The following is an 18,194-nucleotide window of genomic DNA, read 5'->3' on the forward strand; positions in this document are numbered from 1 at the left end:
TTTGTAGTTTAATGAATGACACAACAAGTAACTGAGTTAAGAAAAAAGATTAAATCGCTTGCAAGTGCTGAGATTTCAGATACAATGCAATGGTTTTTTAAAACAGGTAAAGGTGAATACGGTGAAGGTGATAGATTTGCAGGGCTTAACGTACCGACTCAACGAAAGATATCAAAGCAGTTCAAAGATTTAAAATTATCTGAACTAAAAATATTACTTTGTTCCAGGGTTCATGAAGAAAGACTCATCGCACTTTTAATCCTTGTTAATAAATATGAGAATGGTAATGATAAGCAAAGAGATCAAATACTTTCTTTTTATTTGCAAAACAGGAAAGGAATTAATAACTGGGATCTTGTTGATCTCTCAGCACCAAAAATAGTAGGGAAACATTTGCTTAAAAAAGATAAAAGTTTATTGAATAAACTTGCACAATCAAAAAACCTCGGGATCGGAGAATTGCGATCTTATCAACATACGCATTCATTCGAAATAATGATTTTGAATCAACTATGAAGATTGCTTATATATTAATCAATGATAAACATGATTTAATTCATAAAGCTGTTGGCTGGATGTTGAGAGAAGTTGGAAATAAAAATCTTAGGAGTGAAGAAACGTTCTTAAAGAAATATTACAGAAGGATGCCGCGGACAATGCTGCGATATGCGATAGAAAAGTTTCCGGAATCAAAGAGAAAAAAATATCTCCAGGGAAAAATCTAAAGAAGAATTATGGAAGAGAGAATAAAAATTACAAGCGGTACGCCATGGGAAGATAAAATTGGTTATTCAAGAGCTGTAAGAATCGGAAGGATAATCGAAGTATCAGGTACAGTCGCTATAGATGGGGAAAAAATAATCGCACCGGGAGATCCCTACAAGCAAACAAAATTCATTATTCAGAAAATTGAAAAAGCGCTAAATGATGCCGGCGGATCATTGACAGATGTTATAAGAACAAGAATATACGTTACCAATATTATGGATTGGGATGCTGTTGGAAGAGCTCACGGTGAGTCTTTCAAAACAATAAAACCCGTTACCACGATGGTTGAAGTGAAATCGCTGATCGATCCAAATTTTGTCGTTGAGATTGAAGCAACTGCCTATTTAAGTAAGTAATGAAGAGACTTCTGAAAAATTCTAATTTGTCATATTGAACGACCTGCCTGCCGGCAAGGCAGGAGTGTAATATCTGGTTTTTAAATTAAAAAATCCGGCAGTTGCCGGATTCAGAATGACACATTCATAATAATTCAGAAGTCTCTAATGATTTAATCAAGAACTTTACCGAACAGTGCAGCATACATAATCCTGTAAATTTCTGTGTTGTCTATTTTCCCTTTCATCAGATCAGCATGTAATCCTTCTGCTTTCGCGACAATCGAACCATACACATCATCATTGGTTGACCAGGCAACTGCAAACTGAAATTGATTTCCGTTTTTATCCTTTGCAGTAAGAAATGGTTTAGTGCTTGTTCCATTAACACCATCGAGTGGAGAACCGTTGTGAGCTGTTGGAGGTAAAGGATTATCAGGCATCATATCTTTCTTAAGAAAACCATAAATCTCCATTCCGCCAGCTTCACTGTCTGCTGCGGTTATTAGTAATGTATTAGGGTTTTTTGAATAAAAATTTAATGCAACTCCGATTGCATCATCGGCTCGTTTGATTGCTTCAAAATAACCACTGGCATTATTTGCATTTCCAAAGTTATCAGTAGCTTCTTCCTCAACAACAAGAAAAAAATTTCCTTCTTTAGCAGAAAGAAATTTGACAGCAGCATCTGTCATTTCTGCCAGAGTTGGGGCTTCAGGCTGATAATATTTTAATCCTTTCTCAATAAGTTCTTCTTCAGATTTATCATTGAAAGTATGACCTTGTGCAAATATTCCTAAAATCTTTTGTGTTTCTGTTGGAATTTGTGAAAGTTCCTCACGTGTGTAAATCACTTTATAACCGAGCTTGATCGCGAGTTCAACAACATTAACTCCATCTTTTCTCTTGCCGGTTCCAAATTTTCCTTCAACTCCAATTGGCAATAGGTTTTCTTCACCGCCAGAGAAAATCAGATCTGCACCTGATTCAATAATTCTTTTTGATATCACATCTTCGTGTGCTCTTGAATCGTCACTTGTTACAAACGCGCCTGTTCCGGGTTCAACAATTTTCCCGCTGTTAATTATTCCAATATTAATTCCTTTGCTCTTTGCTTCCATCATTATGCTTAAATTACTTCCGGATCTTGAAGTTAGTGGACGGTTACCGTCCATACCATAAGATTGCAATTCTACTTTAACCCCGTATGCATGCGTAGTTGCACCAGCTTCGGAAGATGAAGTCAGAGTTGTTTTTGTATGACCTTGATATAATCCGATGTGTGATAGTTTATCCCAGTTTGTTTCGCCATCTGGTCCATAATACAAAACTCTTAATGCATTCCAATTCGCTAAGCTTGTTCCATCAACATGAATAAAAATTACATTACCAGTATCATTATTTATTTGGGATTGACTTGAGAAAGTAATTGTCAATAATATAGCTGATGCAGTTAGAACTAAAATGAACAATCTGCTTAAATTTTTTTTCATAAAAATTCCTTTCGAATTAAATTTTATATTTCTAAACTAATTAAAAATTTTCACAGGACTTAATTTTCATTTTGTTAAGAATACACACAATCTTAAATTAAGCCCCGAATTTTATTTTTTAAGAAATCAGGATTTTAATGAAGAATAAACCGAAACTATCACTAAATGGAAAATCTTCAATATTTTTTACTGACTCTGAATCTCCAACTTCATATTCACTTTCAAACCAATTCGCGGAAAATTTAGAATTCCGATTAATCAAGGATCGGATAACTGCCACCGGATCAGATGCATACTTTGCTTTATCATTAGCGATACGCGACAGACTCGTTAGAAAATGGCTGAGAACACAGCATCAATATTTTCAAAAGGATGCAAAAAGAGTCTATTATCTCTCATTAGAATATCTAATGGGTCGTGTGCTCGGAAATGCATTAATAAATATGGATTACTATGATGAGTGCAGTAAAATTTTAAAAGATGACGGATATAGTCTGGAAGAAATCAGGGAGGTAGAACAGGATATGGGTTTGGGTAATGGTGGATTGGGGAGACTTGCTGCCTGTTATCTTGATTCAATGGCAACACTTGAATTGCCGGCATTTGGTTACGGAATCAGATATGAGTATGGAATCTTCAAACAATCTATCGAGAATGGTTACCAGGTAGAATATCCTGACAATTGGCTCCAGAACGGAAATCCGTGGGATATTCTGAGAAGAGACTTGGAGTATAGAGTTAAATTTTATGGTAAAGCAGTCGAAGTTAAAAATGCTGATGGAACATACAAATTCGATTGGATTGACACAGAAGACGTCCTTGCAATTGCTTATGATATTCCGGTTCCCGGCTATAAAAATAATACTGTAAATAACCTGAGACTCTGGCAGGCTAAAGCTGCAAGTGAATTTAGTTTTAAAGAATTTAATGCCGGAGATTATGTTGCGGCGGTTTCATCAAAAACTAATTCAGAAAATATATCCAAAGTTCTATACCCGAATGATTCTTATGTGAAAGGAAAATTTTTAAGATTAAAGCAGCAATACTTTTTCGTCTCAGCAACTCTTCAGGATATTATCAGAAAATATAAAATTAATCATAAATCGTTTGATGAGTTTGCCGAGAAGAATGCAATTCAACTCAATGATACTCATCCTGTTGTTGCTATTCCTGAGTTGATGAGAATATTAATTGATCAGGAAGGATTAAGCTGGAATAATGCATGGAAAATTACAAGCAAATCTTTTGCATATACCAATCATACAGTTGTTCCTGAAGCACTCGAAGAATGGTCTTTACAATTATTTGAAGAATTACTTCCACGTCATACCCAGATTGTGTATGAAATAAACCGGCGGTTTATCGAAGACGTTAAAAAAAATTATTCGGCTGACCCAAATATTGTAGCGGGACTTTCAATCATTAATGAGAATGGTGGTAAATCAATCCGGATGGCTCATCTTGCAATCGTTGGAAGTTTTGCTGTTAACGGAGTTGCTGCTCTTCATACTGAAATTTTAGAAAAAAGAATCTTTCTGCATCTATACAAAATATTTCCCGAAAAATTTATAAATATAACTAACGGAATTACTCCAAGGCGTTGGCTTAAGGCTGCCAATCCCTTCCTTTCAAAGATTATTACAGATAGGATTGGTGAGAACTGGGTTTATGATCTGAATGAATTGAGGAAACTTGAAAAGTATGTTGAGGATGAAGGATTCAGAAAAGAATTTAGAAACGCAAAACTGGTGGCTAAGAAATTATTAATCAATGATATTGAAGAAAACAATAACATAAAAATTAATCCTGAATCGATGTTTGATGTTCAGATAAAAAGATTTCATGAATATAAAAGACAATTACTAAATGTTCTTCACATAATAACACTCTATATCAGAATCAAAGACAACCTGTCTGACGGCAAAGCAGGATCAAAACATGAAATGGTGCCGCGGACAATTATTTTTGCAGGGAAAGCTGCGCCAGCATATCAAATGGCTAAACTGATTATCAAGCTTATAAATTCCGTTGCTGAAATCGTTAATAACGATCCTGACGTTGGTGATAAACTGAAAGTTGTTTTCATTCCTAACTACTCAGTTACGCTTGCTGAAAAAATAATTCCAGCTTCAGATCTTTCCGAACAGATCTCGATGGCTGGTCTGGAAGCTTCCGGAACCGGAAATATGAAGTTTACATTGAATGGTGCACTGACAATCGGAACAATGGATGGAGCCAATATTGAAATACGTGAGGAAGTTGGTGAGGAAAATATTTTTATATTTGGAATGCTCGCTGATGAAGTAGTAAAATTGAAGAATAATGGTTACAACCCGCGAACTTATTATGAATCGAACAAAATGCTGAAGAGAGTAATTGACATGATTGCTTCAGACATCTTTAATAAAAGTGAACCGGGAATTTTTAAATCTATAATTGACAGTCTGCTAGGTGTTGATTATTACTGTTTGCTTGCAGATTATCAATCGTATGTAGATGCTCAGGATGCCGTTAGTAAATTATATCTGAACAAGGACGAATGGACAAGGAAATCAATATTAAATGTTGCAAGAGTAGGAAAATTTTCAAGTGACCGTTCAGTAAAAGAATACGCAGAAAAAATCTGGAATGTTGGACCAATTAAAATCAACCAATCATAAAAAAGAAATTAAAACTGATGACTTACGAAATACATCCAAAAGCAAGAATAGGACACATTCACTTAACTGTAGGAAATCTTGAAAGATCAGTAAAGTTTTATACTGAAATGCTTGGATTTTCTGTAACCGCCAGATTCGGAGATTCTGCAACATTTTTATCTTCCGGAAATTATCATCACCATATCGGATTGAATACGTGGTCTGGAGAGAATGCAGTTGCACCGCCTTCCGGACATACTGGCTTGTATCACTTTGCTATTCTTTACCCGAGCAGGGAAGAACTGGCAAAAGCTTTTAAAGTATTATGGGAAAACAAATATCCTATCGAAGGTGCATCTGATCACGGAGTTTCTGAATCCATCTATCTAAAAGATCCGGATGGAAATGGAATCGAGCTTTACTGCGACAGACCTCAGGAAGAATGGCCCGTTGATGAAGATGGTAACGTTGTTATGTTCACAAAAGCTCTTGACCTTCCCAGTCTCCTTTCAGAATTAAATAACAATTAAGTAAAATAGAGAGATGACATCTAACTAAAATGATGTCATCTCTGGTCAAACGGAAATTTTGAAATGTTTGAATATTTAAGAAAAGTTCTTGCAGAGAAAGATGAACAAATTGCTCAATTACAAAAAATTGAAACTCTAAAATCCCCCAACAGAAAATATCAGGTTGCAACCGCTGCTTTGCTTGTTGAGATGGCAAAAGCTGATGGTGATATTTCTGAAGTTGAAAGAGAAAGAATAATATACCTGATGAAAAAAGATTTTGATCTCGATGATGAATGTGTTGATGAATTGCTGGCACTTTCTGAGGAAAAAGTAAAAGACAGCATCAGCGTTTACGAATTTACCTCGGTGATAAATGAAGCTTTTTCTCAATCAGAAAAACTTGAATTGATTAAAAATCTCTGGAGAATAATTTATGAAGATGGCAAACTTGACAGCTACGAAGACAGATTAATAAAAATCATAGGCAGCACAATGAATATTGAGCATAAAGATATTATTGCTGCGAAACTCTTTGTAAAACAGGAATTAGCAAAATAATAGTTTGAAATATCATTCCTGAAAGTTCACAGTCGGTGAACCTTCCGGAATCTTAAATCACACTTTATAATAGCTTTATTCAAACATCTCTTGACTTTCCGAAATCAGTGTATTAAGTTTGTAAAAGTATTATTTCAGAATAGATATCTGGAGAATAATTCATTGGTACAAAATTTACTCTATCCTTGCTCAGGAGACACTGGAAATTGGGAGGGAAAAGGATTTATTTTGCCCCTAATAAATTCTTTGTGCCATTGTAATGTTCATTACCTTTTCGAACAACTTTTATACTCCATAAATTTCTATCCAATTGGTTTTACGTAGATTAAAATTAGTACACTTCAATAATTTTTTGTTAACTATAAAAACAAGGGGTATAAAATGAAAAAGTTGATTTTTACAATTATTACAATACCGTTTACTTTATTTGCACAACCGGAGCATTTTGGAGAGTTGATAATTGAACTATTAAATCAAGGATCAACTTGGAATGTAACATTTACATTAACTGCGATTACTGCAAGATGGGATGAGAACTACGAATTAACATCAGAATATGAAATTATAGGTGATAATATAAATAGTAACGAACCTTCAGAAGTAACAGCATATTTTGATCATATACTGGATCCCTGGGCGGGAATAAATCCAACCTTTGCCATCGGCCTTTATAAATTAAGCGCAATAGAAAATGGAGTGGAACAAGCTTATTTCTGGATCGACTGGAGAACGTCTGATGGTTCAGAATATGGAGATTTAAATTTCAAATATGACATCGGAAACAAAAACTTCCGAAATTGGGAAAACACCGAAACCATAAATTTTAGTTACAAAACTATATGGGATATAACTAATGCTGATTTGGAAACATCGGGGTTAGAAAATTATTGGGAAAATTGTATGGGTCTAATTCACAATTCTAATTTCAATCCACGATTAGTGTGGGGTCCATATCCAGATGAAAATTTTTCAGTTAATTATTACAAAATTTATAAAAAGACAGGTACAGGGAACTTTAACTTTTGTGAGACTAATTCAGGAGTAAATTGGGTGGATGATGATGAAACCGTCATCTTGGGACCACCTCAGGCTAATGAAACAATCTGCTATTATAAAGTTACAGCAGTCGGCTGGCAAAGCGAAGAATCGCTTGAAACCGATTATACAAATACAGTTGATACAAGGGTTGAAGGATCAAATCAAGATAAGCTAAACCAATATAACAATGCTAAGTTAGCAAACAGTTTTACATTATTCCAAAATTACCCAAATCCATTCAACCCAACGACAATAATTAGTTGGTATTCCCCACAAGATGGTTTCATTACATTGGATGTCTTTGATATTCTAGGTAGCCAGATAGAGGTATTAGTAAATGAGTACAGAACATCAGGATTGAATTTTTTAGAATTCGATGCGCGGAACTTACCAAGTGGAGTGTATTTCTATAAGATTCAAACCGGAGGTAATACAAATATTCGGAAGATGATAATACAGAAGTAATAATTTCAAAAGATAAGAGGATTACATTCCTGTTAGATGTAATCTTATTTAAAATTTTATAAAGGTGTTGATATGAAAAAGATTATGATAATATTTTCATTTATAGTCGGATTATCAAGTGCACAGCAACAAGTTGATGTTGTGTGGCCGACACTTGCAAATTCACCCTGGCCAATGGTAAAACACGATCCCCAATTCACAGGTCGTTCGCCTTACAAAGGACCACAGAGTGCAACTGTAATTTGGTTTTTGGACTTAGCCTATGGAATTTATTCCGGACCAGTTATTGGTGAAGATAAAAATTTATATTTTGGTTCTTATTTTTATTCGGCAGATAATTTCTACTGTTACAGCAATGATGGTGATTTTATTTGGGATTATTCATCTGGTCGATCCTTGCCTCCTGCTTCAGGTATTCTAATTGATTCGAGCAATACTATTTATTTTGGTTCATCAGACAAATATTTTTACGCAATTAATGCTGACGGCAGCTTAAAATGGGAATATCAAACCGAACATTTTTTTGGGCCCACCTTGATGAACATAGATCTTCAGGGTAATCTATACTCAACAAATAATAGCGGTCAATTATTTTCATTTAATTCTTCAGGTAATTTAAACTGGAGTGTCACTTATGAAAGTGGATTCAACCAAAGGTCACCAGTGTTATCTACGGATGGAAATACAATTTATATAGCTGGTAAAGACTCAAATCTGTTTGCCTTAAACTTGAATGGTAGTCTTAAATGGACGTTCAAATGCAGTAAAATACAAACAGCACCAATAGTAGATTCATATGATAATATATATTTTATTGACCAGTATAGTTTATTTTCAATTTACCCTAATTCTGAGATTAGATGGGAGTTCTCAGATTTTCAATTCGGTTCGTATTCAATACCAGCAATAAATTATGATGGAAATATTTATGCAATAGTAGGAGATACTGTGGCTCCGTATAACAAATTATTAGTATCAATTGATTTTGACGGTGAGTATCTATGGAAATATATTTTTAACGATGAAGAAAATGATGAATTTTGGCAGCCTCTTATTTGTGATTCGGAAGGGACAGTATATGTTGGTTCAACATTGGGATACAACTATTATGCAATTTCTAGCAATGGATCATTAAAGTGGAAGTTACCATTGACGTCCCCGATTCAGCAAATAGATAATACTGGTGCAATCAGCGATAATGGAACCTTATTTCTTGGTACGCACTACACAACCTTATTGCAGCATCAATGGAGAACATTGATGGCAATAAGGGACACTGTCACTTCTGTAGAAAATGAAAAAAAAGGATTGATCAATTATCAACTTGAACAAAACTACCCTAATCCATTCAACTCAACCACTAACATTAAATATACAATCCCACAATCAGGAAGAGTTACAGTAATAGTTTATGATATTATGGGTAGAGTAGTTGCATTACTTCTTGATAGATACCAGGATGCAGGAAGTTATGATGTAATTTTTCAACCTAAAGATTTTGCCAGTGGAATTTATTTTTACACGCTAACTTCGGGAAACTTTACAGCTACGAAGAAATTAATATTGCTGAAGTAACCTCACTTAAAATTCAAAGGCCGGGGCGAACTCCGGCTTTCTTTATTTCTTCAACTCACCTTCAATCGCAGAAATTACTTCATCACTCGCCGGTTCAACTTTGGTTCTGAACCTCGCAACAATTTTTCCGTCTTTTGAGATGATAAACTTTTCGAAATTCCATTTTACATCACCATTCTCAGTAACATTATTGTTTATTAGTCTATCATAAAGTGGTGACCTTTCATCGCCGAGTACTTTTATCTTGTCAAACAATTTAAATGTTACCCCAAACTTCGAGCTGCAAAAGTTTTGGATTTGCTCGTTTGTGCCAGGCTCTTGTCCACCAAAATCATTGCAAGGGAAAGCGAGAATTTCGAAACCTTTTGGATTATATTTTTCATAAATCTTCTGTAAGCCGGCATACTGCTTTGTGTAGCCGCATTCGCTTGCAACATTTACTATCATCAAAACTTTTCCGTTGTAATCTGATAGTTTTATTTTGTTATTGTTCATATCGAGAACAGTAATGTCGTTTATGTTGTCCATCGAAATTTTTCCTTCTTGAAAGCTTGATATTTTTTCCTGTGCAATTAGCTGTGTTATAGTTATAAGGAATATAATCCATAAAAAATTCTTAATCATTTTATCTCCTTCTAATTTGTTTTTTAAAAATACAAACTGTATCGTTCAAATCATTTTTCTGAATTACTCTTTGTCCTGACAAGATCATTCACAAGGCATGAGGTTAACGTAAGACATTACTCTGTTTTCTAAGCAAATAAATTCTTGAACCAATAAACTGTCCGAGAAAAAATGCTGGTATTGTAAAAAATAGAGTTTCGACCTCGAATACTGTACCAGTTAGAAACCGGAATAAAATAATTAATCCAACCGGAATATGTATTGCAAGAAAAAACTGCAATGAGAATTTTTTTACATTCGCCCGCCAGTATCCGAATGGTATATTAATAATGAAAGTAAAGAATGTTAGTAGAATAATATTCATTTGTAGTAAAATTTTGAAACCGAACTTAGGAAAAAGTATGTGATGAATAAAATACAAAAACCCCCTCCTTTGGAGGGGGTAGGGGGAGGCTTTAACTCATCAACGCTGCAATTGCTGCTGTGTTGGCAACATCATCAACACTGCAGCCGCGGCTCAAATCAAAAAATGGTTTTTTCAATCCTTGAACCATTGGTCCAACTGCTTCTGCTTTGCCCCAGCGTTGAGCGATTTTGTAAGCAATATTTCCAGAATTCAAATCTGGAAATATTAATACATTTGCTCTGCCTGCAACATTGCTACCTGGTGCTTTCTTCTTTCCGATAGATTCAATAATTGCTGCATCAAATTGTAATTCTCCGTCAACATTCAGGTCCGGTCTCTTTGAACGAATGATTGCCGTTGCATTCAAAACTTTATCAACAGCTTCATGCTTTGCACTTCCTTTTGTAGAAAATGATAGCATTGCAATAAACGGCTCTTCACCTGTAAGTTTTCTATGATTGTCTGCAGTTGAAATCGCAATATCTGCTAACTGCTTTTCGTCAGGTGCGGGAACAACTGCACAATCAGCAAAAGAATAATTTTTATCCGGAAAAAGCATAAGGAAGAAGCTCGATACAATTGAAATTCCTTCCGGCATTCCGATACATTGAATTCCTGCACGCATAACATCAGCAGTAGCTGAAGCTGAACCGGCAACACTTCCATCAGCCATATTTTCTTTTACAATCATAGCAGCAAAAAATAAGTCCTGCTGAACAGTACTTCTTGCCTGTTCGATAGTTACACCTTTGTGTTTGCGAAGGTTGAAGAAAATATTTGTAAAGTCGCTCAGTTTGTCAGATGTTGTAGGATTTATAATTCTTACTCCTGTAAGATCAACATCTAATCGTTTCGCATCTTTGTGAATTCTGTCTTCATCACCGAGAGTAATTACTGAAACCGTTTTTTCTTTGGTTAGTTTCTCTGCAGCTCTGAGTACTCTTTCATCGTGGGATTCAGGAAGGATTATTGTCTTTCTTGCCTTTGATGCTTTTTCCTTTATCTCATTTAACAGCTTGATTTCCATATTGTCTCCATATTTTTAAGAAAATGACATTCAAAATTACGAAAACAGAAAATGATTTTTTGTGAAAAGCAGAGAATAGGACATATAGATTTTCATGAGAAAAGAAGTTAGTTGAGTCTATATTCCTCATCATAAATAAGCGATTAATTTTTCCTTAATTCAGATTGATTTTTGACGCCAAATAATATACATTCACAGCCTTAAAAATTTTATGATTGCAGAAAATATAAGGCATCTCAGTGAGCGGATAGCTGCTAAATGTGATGAATTTAAGCGAAATTCGCAAGAGATCAGACTAATCGCAGTTTCCAAATTTTTCGGGATAGATGCAATAACTGAAGCTCAGCGGCTGGGTATTACTAATTTCGGTGAGAACAGGGCTCAGGAACTCAGAGATAAGTATGAAATACTCGGTGATATAGTAACCTGGCATTTCATCGGGAATCTGCAGAGAAACAAAATCAAGTATGTAGTTAGGACAGCAGAATATATTCATTCAGTTGATTCGGCTTCTCTCGCTGATGAAATAAATAAAGAAGCAAAAAAGTTAAACAAGGTTCAGAAGATTCTACTCGAAGTTAAAACCTCTTCAGAAGAAACAAAATCCGGATTAAGTGATGATACGGAAGTACTGGAACTTGTGAAGCACTGTTCAAATCTTCCGAATGTTGAGCTGTTGGGACTAATGACAATGGCTGCATTCACTGAAGATGAAAAGATAATCAGAAAAAGTTTTGCTGATTTGCGTAACTTAAAAGAGAAAATAAATAAAAATGGTTTTGACCTCAAAGAACTTTCAATGGGGATGACAAACGATTATGAAATTGCAATTGAAGAAGGAGCAACTATGCTGAGAATTGGTTCAGCTATATTTGGTCAAAGAGATACAACAAAAGACTGGAGGCAGTCGTGAAGCTTTCACCGGTTTTAATTAAAAAACAGGAATTTGAAAAATCAATGAGAGGATACAATGTTGAGGAAGTTCAGGCTTTTCTCGATAAAGTTTCCACCGACGCAGAGGAACTGCTAAATGAAAATGAGCAATTGCAAAATGAAATTGAAAAATTAACGCGTGAGCTGAATGAGTTTCATAAAATCGAGCAGAAGCTGCAGGATTCAATATTAAAAACACAAGAAACCTCAGCACAGGTAATTGAATCTGCAAAGAAGCAATCAGCGGTGATTATTAAAGAAGCAGAAATTAAAGCTTCGCAGATTGTACAAAATGCTGAAGAAAAAGTAAATCAAATGCAAAATGCTGTAATGATTTTACGTGAAGAAAAAGATTTAATTACTGCACGACTGAAGGCGATTGTAAGTTCACAGGCAAATCTGCTCGAAGGTAAAATTAAAGATTCCGGTCAGGAACCGAAAAAAAATGTTGCACGGGAAAAACCAGAAAAGCTCGATATTGATGTTGACGGGATTGTAGATAAACTTTTATAATAATGAGTAAGCTGATTTCTAATATTAATGAGACTCTCGAAGTTATCAGAAAACATACTTCGGAGAAATATCCGGTTGGAATAATTCTCGGTACCGGATTAGGCGGACTGGTTAAAGACATTAATATTACACATCAAATTGATTATGAAAATCTTCCGCATTTCCCGATTTCAACAGTTGAATCACATCGCGGTAAGCTGATCTTCGGAACAATCAACGGAAAAAATGTTGTAGCAATGCAGGGACGATTTCATTTTTACGAAGGTTATTCGATGCAGCAAATTACATATCCTGTTCGTGTGATGAAATTTTTGGGAGTTGAAACTTTGCTCGTTTCAAATGCATGCGGTGGAATGAATCCGCAGTACAGGAAAGGCGATGTAATGATTATGGTTGATCATATAAATATGCTGGGAGATAATCCACTTATCGGAAAAAATGAAGATGAATTTGGACCAAGATTTCCTGATATGAGTGAGCCGTACAGTTTTGAACTAATTGAACTTGCTGAAAAAATAGCTCTTGAAAATCAGCTAAAGATTCAGAAAGGTGTTTATGTAGCTGTTCCGGGACCAAACCTTGAAACTAAAGCAGAGTACAGATTTCTCAGAGCGACTGGTGCTGATGTGGTTGGAATGTCAACTATTCCGGAAAATATTGTTGCAAATCATATGGGAATGAAAGTACTTGGAATCAGCATTATTACAGACGAATGTTTCCCGGATTCACTAAAACCGGTGAATGTAGAAGAGATTATTGCGGCTGCAATGAAGGCTGAACCTAAAATGACATTAATTATGAAAGAATTAATTAAGAGACTGAAATGAAAAAATTTATTTCATCATATAGTGTTCCTTTACTTCTCGGATTATTGATTTTTGCCTCCGATTTTCTTAATACATCGCTTTTCAATTTTGGTGATAGAAATTTTGCGGTATGGTTTGTTCTCTCGATTCTTTGCTTTGCCTGCGGCTGGTATATTAACAGATCACTGGGATGGCAGAGGGGTGGAAGAATAGTATTTTCTGTAACTGTTGCTGCAACAATACTCAGCATTGCGATTATAGTTTTTTTTAATGAATATTTTGGAACGTTCGAATTGCTTGTTGAAAACCTTATCCTTTTCAGTTTGCGAAACATTACTTTGGGTGCAATGGGAATTTTCGGAATGGCAATACAGGAAGTTCTTAGCGGCGAAAAAGAAGCTTTGATATTGAGAGAAAAGGTCAAAGTTTTTGAAGCAACTGCCGCTGATTCAAGAAAAGAAGCTGATCTATTAATAAAAGAAGCGAGATTAACTGCTGATACTATAATTAATCAGGCTGAATCAAATGCAAAAAATACTTTTCTGAAAAAAGAAAGAATCGAACAGGAACTGAAAGAGTTTATTCAAATTGAAAGAGAACTGATAAAGAAATACGAAGAGCTCAAATAAATTTTAATATGTACAAACAAGGATTAGAAAAAATAAAATATCCCGAAACAGAACTTGAAGTCTTAAAGTTTTGGTCGGAGAATAAAATATTTCAAAAGAGTGTGGAATTTCGCTCACCTGAAAAATCGTTTACATTCTATGAGGGTCCGCCAACTGCAAACGGTAAGCCCGGGATTCATCACGTTATGGCTCGCACGTTAAAAGATATCGTTTGCAGATATAAAACTATGCGTGGTTATCGTGTGGAAAGAAAAGCGGGATGGGATACTCATGGTCTTCCTGTTGAAATAGAAGTAGAAAAAACTCTCGGTATAAAAAATAAAAGTGAAGTTGCTAAGTTCGGAGTTGAAAAATATAATCAGGCTTGCCGCGATTCTGTGTTCACATATCTTGATCTCTGGGAAAAGATGACCGAACGAATGGGCTACTGGATTGATTTAAAATCTGCTTATATAACTTTAACCAACGATTATATTGAATCAGTTTGGTGGGCACTCAAAACTCTTTATGAAAAGGATCTCATTTATAAAGATTACAAAATCGTTCCGCAGGATCCGAAATCTGAAACTGTTCTTTCAATGGCAGAATTAGCACTTGGCTATCGCGAAACAAAAGATCCTTCAGTTTATGTATTATTTAAATTGAAAGATAAAGACGAATACTTTCTTGTATGGACAACAACACCATGGACATTAATTTCGAACGTTGCTCTCGCTGTTGGATCCGATGTTGACTATGTGAAAGTTCTTAATAAAGAAAAGAAAATTATTCTCGCAAAAGAATTACTGGCAACACTTGATGGAGAATATGAAATCCTTGAGGAAATGAAAGGGAAGGAATTAGAGGGTATTGAGTATGAACAGCTTTTACCTTATGTAAAACCGAATAAGAAAGCATTCTTCGTTTGTCCGGGAGATTTTGTAAGTACGGATACAGGTTCGGGAATCGTTCACATTGCGCCTGCATTTGGTGCCGATGATTATGATCTCTTGAAGAAATATAATCTTCCAATGCTGCAGCCGGTTGACAGAGGTGGAAAGTTCACCTCAGAAATTACAGATTATGCAGGGCAGTTCGTAAAAGATGCTGATAAAGATATTATTATTAAGTTGAAAACCGAAGGCAAACTCTATAAAAAAGAAACCATCGTCCACACATATCCATTCAGTTGGCGTCATCAGGATGTACCAGTAATTTATTATGCCCGTGAATCATGGTTTATCAGAACAACCAGTGTTGCAAAACGAATGATTGAGCTTAATAAAACTATCAACTGGCAGCCACCGGAAGTTGGTGCCGGAAGATTTGGAAATTGGCTTGAGGAAAATAAAGACTGGGCTTTATCGCGTGACAGATTTTGGGCAACACCGCTTCCTTTCTGGATAAATGAAGAAGGCGATATTCTGCCAATCGGAAGTGTTGAAGAGTTGAAAGAAGGATTTATCGTTGAAAACGATAAACGCATTTCAGTAAGAGAAATCGAAAATATTGATCTCCACAAACCATTTGTAGATAAAGTTCTTTTTGAGAAAGAAGGAAAAATATATACACGGACACCAGAACTGATTGATGTCTGGTTTGATTCAGGGGCAATGCCGTTTGCTCAATATCATTATCCATTTGAAAATAAAGAATGGTTTGAAAAGAAAGCGTTTCCTGCTGATTTCATCTGCGAAGGAATTGATCAGACACGGGGATGGTTCTATACACTACACGCAATAGCAACAATGCTGTTTGATAGCGTTGCTTATAAAAATTTGATTGTGAACGAATTAATTCTTGACAAGAATGGTATGAAGATGTCAAAGTCAAAAGGCAACACAGTTGATCCTTTTGTCCTTTTTGAAAAGTATGGCGCTGATGCAACAAGATGGTATCTTGTAACGAATAGTCCGCCATGGAGACCAACTCTTTTCGATGAAGAAGGTTTGGTTGAAGTACAAAGAAAATTTTTCGGAACGCTTTTAAATACTTATGCATTTTTCGCGTTGTATGCTAACATAGATGGATTTGAAAATAAACAGGCGCAGGTTCCGCTTTCTAAAAGAGAAGAAATTGACAGATGGATTCTTTCGAAATTAAACTCATTAGTTGAAGCAAATATTAAACTGATGGATGAGTATGAAGTTACAAAAGCCGCAAGAGCAACTTCTGACTTCACGATTGATCATCTTTCGAACTGGTATGTAAGGAGATGCAGAAGAAGATTCTGGAAATCTGAAATGAATGAAAACAAACTGGCTGCTTATCAAACATTATATGAATGTCTTGTTACAATCTCAAAATTAATTGCGCCTTTTACTCCATTTCTTGGAGAAGAATTATTCCAGAATTTAAATTCTGTCACGAAGAGTGAAAAAACCGAATCGGTACATTTAACTGATTTTCCGGTTACAGGTGAGATTGATAAAGAGCTCGAACAAAAAATGGATTTGGCTCAGCACGTTGTTTATCTTGTCAGAGCAATCAGGGCAAAATCGAATTTAAAAGTGCGTCAGCCTCTGAAAAAGCTCATTGTTGTTATTGAAAAGAATAAGAAAGATGCTTTGTTAAAGATGAAGGACGTAATACTCGAAGAAGTGAATATTAAAGAACTCGAAATACTTGATGACGATTCAACGTTGGTGCATAAATCAGCAAAAGCAAACTTTAAAACAATCGGACCAAAGTTTGGTAAAAATGTTAAAGCTGTCGCAGAAAAAATTAAAAACTTTACCTCCACTGAAATCAGCTTAATCGAGAAAGGTGATTCAGTTGCTGTTGAAATTAATGGTGAAAGTTTATCAGTTAGTAAAGATGATGTTGAAATATTAAGCGAACAAATATCAGGCTGGATTGTTGAAAGTGAAACCGGCGTTACTGTTGCTGTTGATACACATCTTACACCCGAACTGATTTCAGAAGGTTTGGCGAGAGAATTCGTTAACAGAATTCAGAATATGAGGAAAGATGCCGGTTTCCAGGTTACAGATAAAATCAATATTGCATTTTCAGGAAATTCTGATTTTAAAACTGCAATTAATTCTTTTACAAAATACATTGCAGTTGAAACGCTGGCAGAAAAAATAGAAACCAAAGTCGAGTTCAACGGCGGCTTTGTTCAGGATTGGAAAATCGGTGAGGACGAAATAAAAATTAAAATAGAAAAAGTAAGTATTTAATAACAGGAGTAAATCACTATGGCTAAAAAAGTCGTTAAAAAAACAGTCAAGAAGTCGGCTGCTAAAAAACATACAGTAAAAAAAGCTGCTGCCAAAAAAGTTCAAAAGAAAGTTGTTGCTAAAAAAACCGTTAAGAAAGCGGGAAATAAAAACACGGCTGCTAAAAAAGAAACCAGACCAATTCGGAAAGCTGTAAAAGCAATATCAACCAGGAAAATAAAATCGGCAAAAGTTCCGGTTGAAGTTAAATTCGAGGATATTGTTGAATCCAGGAACAAAGCTATTGCCAAAATTAAAGGTTACGGTAAAAGAGATCTTGAACATTTCAGACAGATCATAATGGAGAAGCGGGATGAAATAATCGAACAGCTTCAAAATTTAAAAGAACAAATGCTTGATCCTACAACCGGTGAATATATTAATGAGAATTCTCCCTATTCACTTCACATGGCTGAACAGGGAACTGATGCAATGGAAAGAGAAAAAACTTTTCTTTATGCTCAAAGAGAAAATAAATTCCTCGGATATCTTGAAGATGCACTGAAGAGAATAGATGCCGGAACTTATGGGATTTGTATCGAATGTATTGATGAACCGCAGCATCTTTGCGAAACTTGTCCGTTGATACCAAAAGAGAGACTCGAGGCTGTTCCACATAGTCAGCATTGCTTGCCGATAAAGCAAAGACAAGAAAAGAAATAAATTACGTGTT

Annotated in this window: 16 protein-coding genes and 1 pseudogene; 13 read left to right on the plus strand and 4 right to left on the minus strand. The window is 35.3% G+C overall.

The window, feature by feature from the left end; translation table 11 throughout:
• The first annotated feature begins 15 nt into the window (after positions 1–15).
• Both HND39_08105 and HND39_08110 read left to right on the plus strand, forming a co-directional pair.
• A pseudogene (locus HND39_08105) lies at positions 16–725 on the plus strand (DNA alkylation repair protein).
• Positions 726–734: 9 nt separating this feature from the next.
• Complete coding sequence (locus HND39_08110; protein QKJ96248.1) at positions 735–1,124, plus strand: RidA family protein; 390 nt, start codon at positions 735–737, stop codon at positions 1,122–1,124.
• 152 nt (positions 1,125–1,276) lie between these two features.
• On the opposite strand, the gene HND39_08115 is transcribed toward HND39_08110, so the two are convergent.
• Positions 1,277–2,596, minus strand: a complete 1,320-nt coding sequence (locus HND39_08115) for an alkaline phosphatase (protein ID QKJ96249.1) — start codon at positions 2,594–2,596, stop codon at positions 1,277–1,279.
• Between the two features lie 131 nt (positions 2,597–2,727).
• On the opposite strand from HND39_08115, the gene HND39_08120 reads away from it, so the two are divergent.
• From HND39_08120 to HND39_08140, 5 genes are all read left to right on the plus strand, one after another.
• A complete protein-coding gene (locus HND39_08120; protein ID QKJ97934.1) occupies positions 2,728–5,256 on the plus strand; it encodes a glycogen/starch/alpha-glucan phosphorylase in 2,529 nt (842 codons plus the stop codon).
• 17 nt (positions 5,257–5,273) lie between these two features.
• The gene (locus HND39_08125) at positions 5,274–5,765 is read left to right on the plus strand and encodes a glyoxalase (protein QKJ96250.1); all 492 of its coding nucleotides are present in this window, start codon (positions 5,274–5,276) and stop codon (positions 5,763–5,765) included.
• A gap of 63 nt (positions 5,766–5,828) precedes the next feature.
• A complete protein-coding gene (locus HND39_08130; protein ID QKJ96251.1) occupies positions 5,829–6,305 on the plus strand; it encodes a TerB family tellurite resistance protein in 477 nt (158 codons plus the stop codon).
• Between the two features lie 381 nt (positions 6,306–6,686).
• Positions 6,687–7,808: a T9SS type A sorting domain-containing protein gene (locus HND39_08135; protein ID QKJ96252.1), complete on the plus strand. Its 1,122-nt coding sequence runs from the start codon at positions 6,687–6,689 to the stop codon at positions 7,806–7,808.
• 72 nt (positions 7,809–7,880) lie between these two features.
• The gene (locus tag HND39_08140) at positions 7,881–9,383 is read left to right on the plus strand and encodes a PQQ-binding-like beta-propeller repeat protein (GenBank protein QKJ96253.1); all 1,503 of its coding nucleotides are present in this window, start codon (positions 7,881–7,883) and stop codon (positions 9,381–9,383) included.
• 42 nt (positions 9,384–9,425) lie between these two features.
• Here the strand turns inward: HND39_08140 and HND39_08145 are convergent, their stop codons facing one another.
• The 3 genes from HND39_08145 to pta form a co-directional block, all read right to left on the minus strand.
• Positions 9,426–9,911, minus strand: a complete 486-nt coding sequence (locus tag HND39_08145) for a glutathione peroxidase (GenBank protein ID QKJ97935.1) — start codon at positions 9,909–9,911, stop codon at positions 9,426–9,428.
• A gap of 199 nt (positions 9,912–10,110) precedes the next feature.
• Positions 10,111–10,371, minus strand: coding sequence for a hypothetical protein (locus tag HND39_08150; GenBank protein QKJ96254.1), 261 nt, complete (start codon positions 10,369–10,371; stop codon positions 10,111–10,113).
• A 91-nt stretch (positions 10,372–10,462) separates the two neighbouring features.
• Entirely contained in the window at positions 10,463–11,440 is a 978-nt protein-coding gene (gene pta, locus HND39_08155) for a phosphate acetyltransferase (protein ID QKJ96255.1), read from the minus strand.
• 211 nt (positions 11,441–11,651) lie between these two features.
• Between pta and HND39_08160 the strand changes: the two genes are divergently transcribed.
• From HND39_08160 to HND39_08185, 6 genes are read left to right on the plus strand one after another with little or no spacing between them, the layout of a single operon-like run.
• The gene (locus HND39_08160; protein ID QKJ96256.1) at positions 11,652–12,353 is read left to right on the plus strand and encodes a YggS family pyridoxal phosphate-dependent enzyme; all 702 of its coding nucleotides are present in this window, start codon (positions 11,652–11,654) and stop codon (positions 12,351–12,353) included.
• Positions 12,350–12,886 carry a DivIVA domain-containing protein gene (locus HND39_08165; GenBank protein QKJ96257.1) on the plus strand — a complete coding sequence of 179 codons (537 nt, stop codon included), beginning with the start codon at positions 12,350–12,352 and terminating at the stop codon, positions 12,884–12,886. The genes HND39_08160 and HND39_08165 overlap by 4 nt, the downstream gene beginning before the upstream one ends.
• Positions 12,887–12,888: 2 nt before the next feature.
• Positions 12,889–13,713 (plus strand): purine-nucleoside phosphorylase, encoded by an 825-nt coding sequence (locus HND39_08170; protein ID QKJ96258.1) that lies wholly within the window; start codon positions 12,889–12,891, stop codon positions 13,711–13,713.
• Positions 13,710–14,321 carry a hypothetical protein gene (locus HND39_08175; protein QKJ96259.1) on the plus strand — a complete coding sequence of 204 codons (612 nt, stop codon included), beginning with the start codon at positions 13,710–13,712 and terminating at the stop codon, positions 14,319–14,321. Before HND39_08170 ends, HND39_08175 begins: the two co-directional genes overlap by 4 nt.
• A gap of 8 nt (positions 14,322–14,329) precedes the next feature.
• On the plus strand, positions 14,330–17,482 hold the full coding sequence (locus tag HND39_08180) for an isoleucine--tRNA ligase (protein QKJ96260.1): 3,153 nt from the start codon (positions 14,330–14,332) through the stop codon (positions 17,480–17,482).
• A gap of 18 nt (positions 17,483–17,500) precedes the next feature.
• Complete coding sequence (locus tag HND39_08185; GenBank protein QKJ96261.1) at positions 17,501–18,184, plus strand: conjugal transfer protein TraR; 684 nt, start codon at positions 17,501–17,503, stop codon at positions 18,182–18,184.
• The last annotated feature ends 10 nt before the right edge of the window (positions 18,185–18,194 follow it).

This window comes from Ignavibacteriota bacterium (assembly GCA_013285405.1).
Taxonomy (GTDB): Bacteria; Bacteroidota; Ignavibacteria; order Ignavibacteriales; family Ignavibacteriaceae; genus IGN2.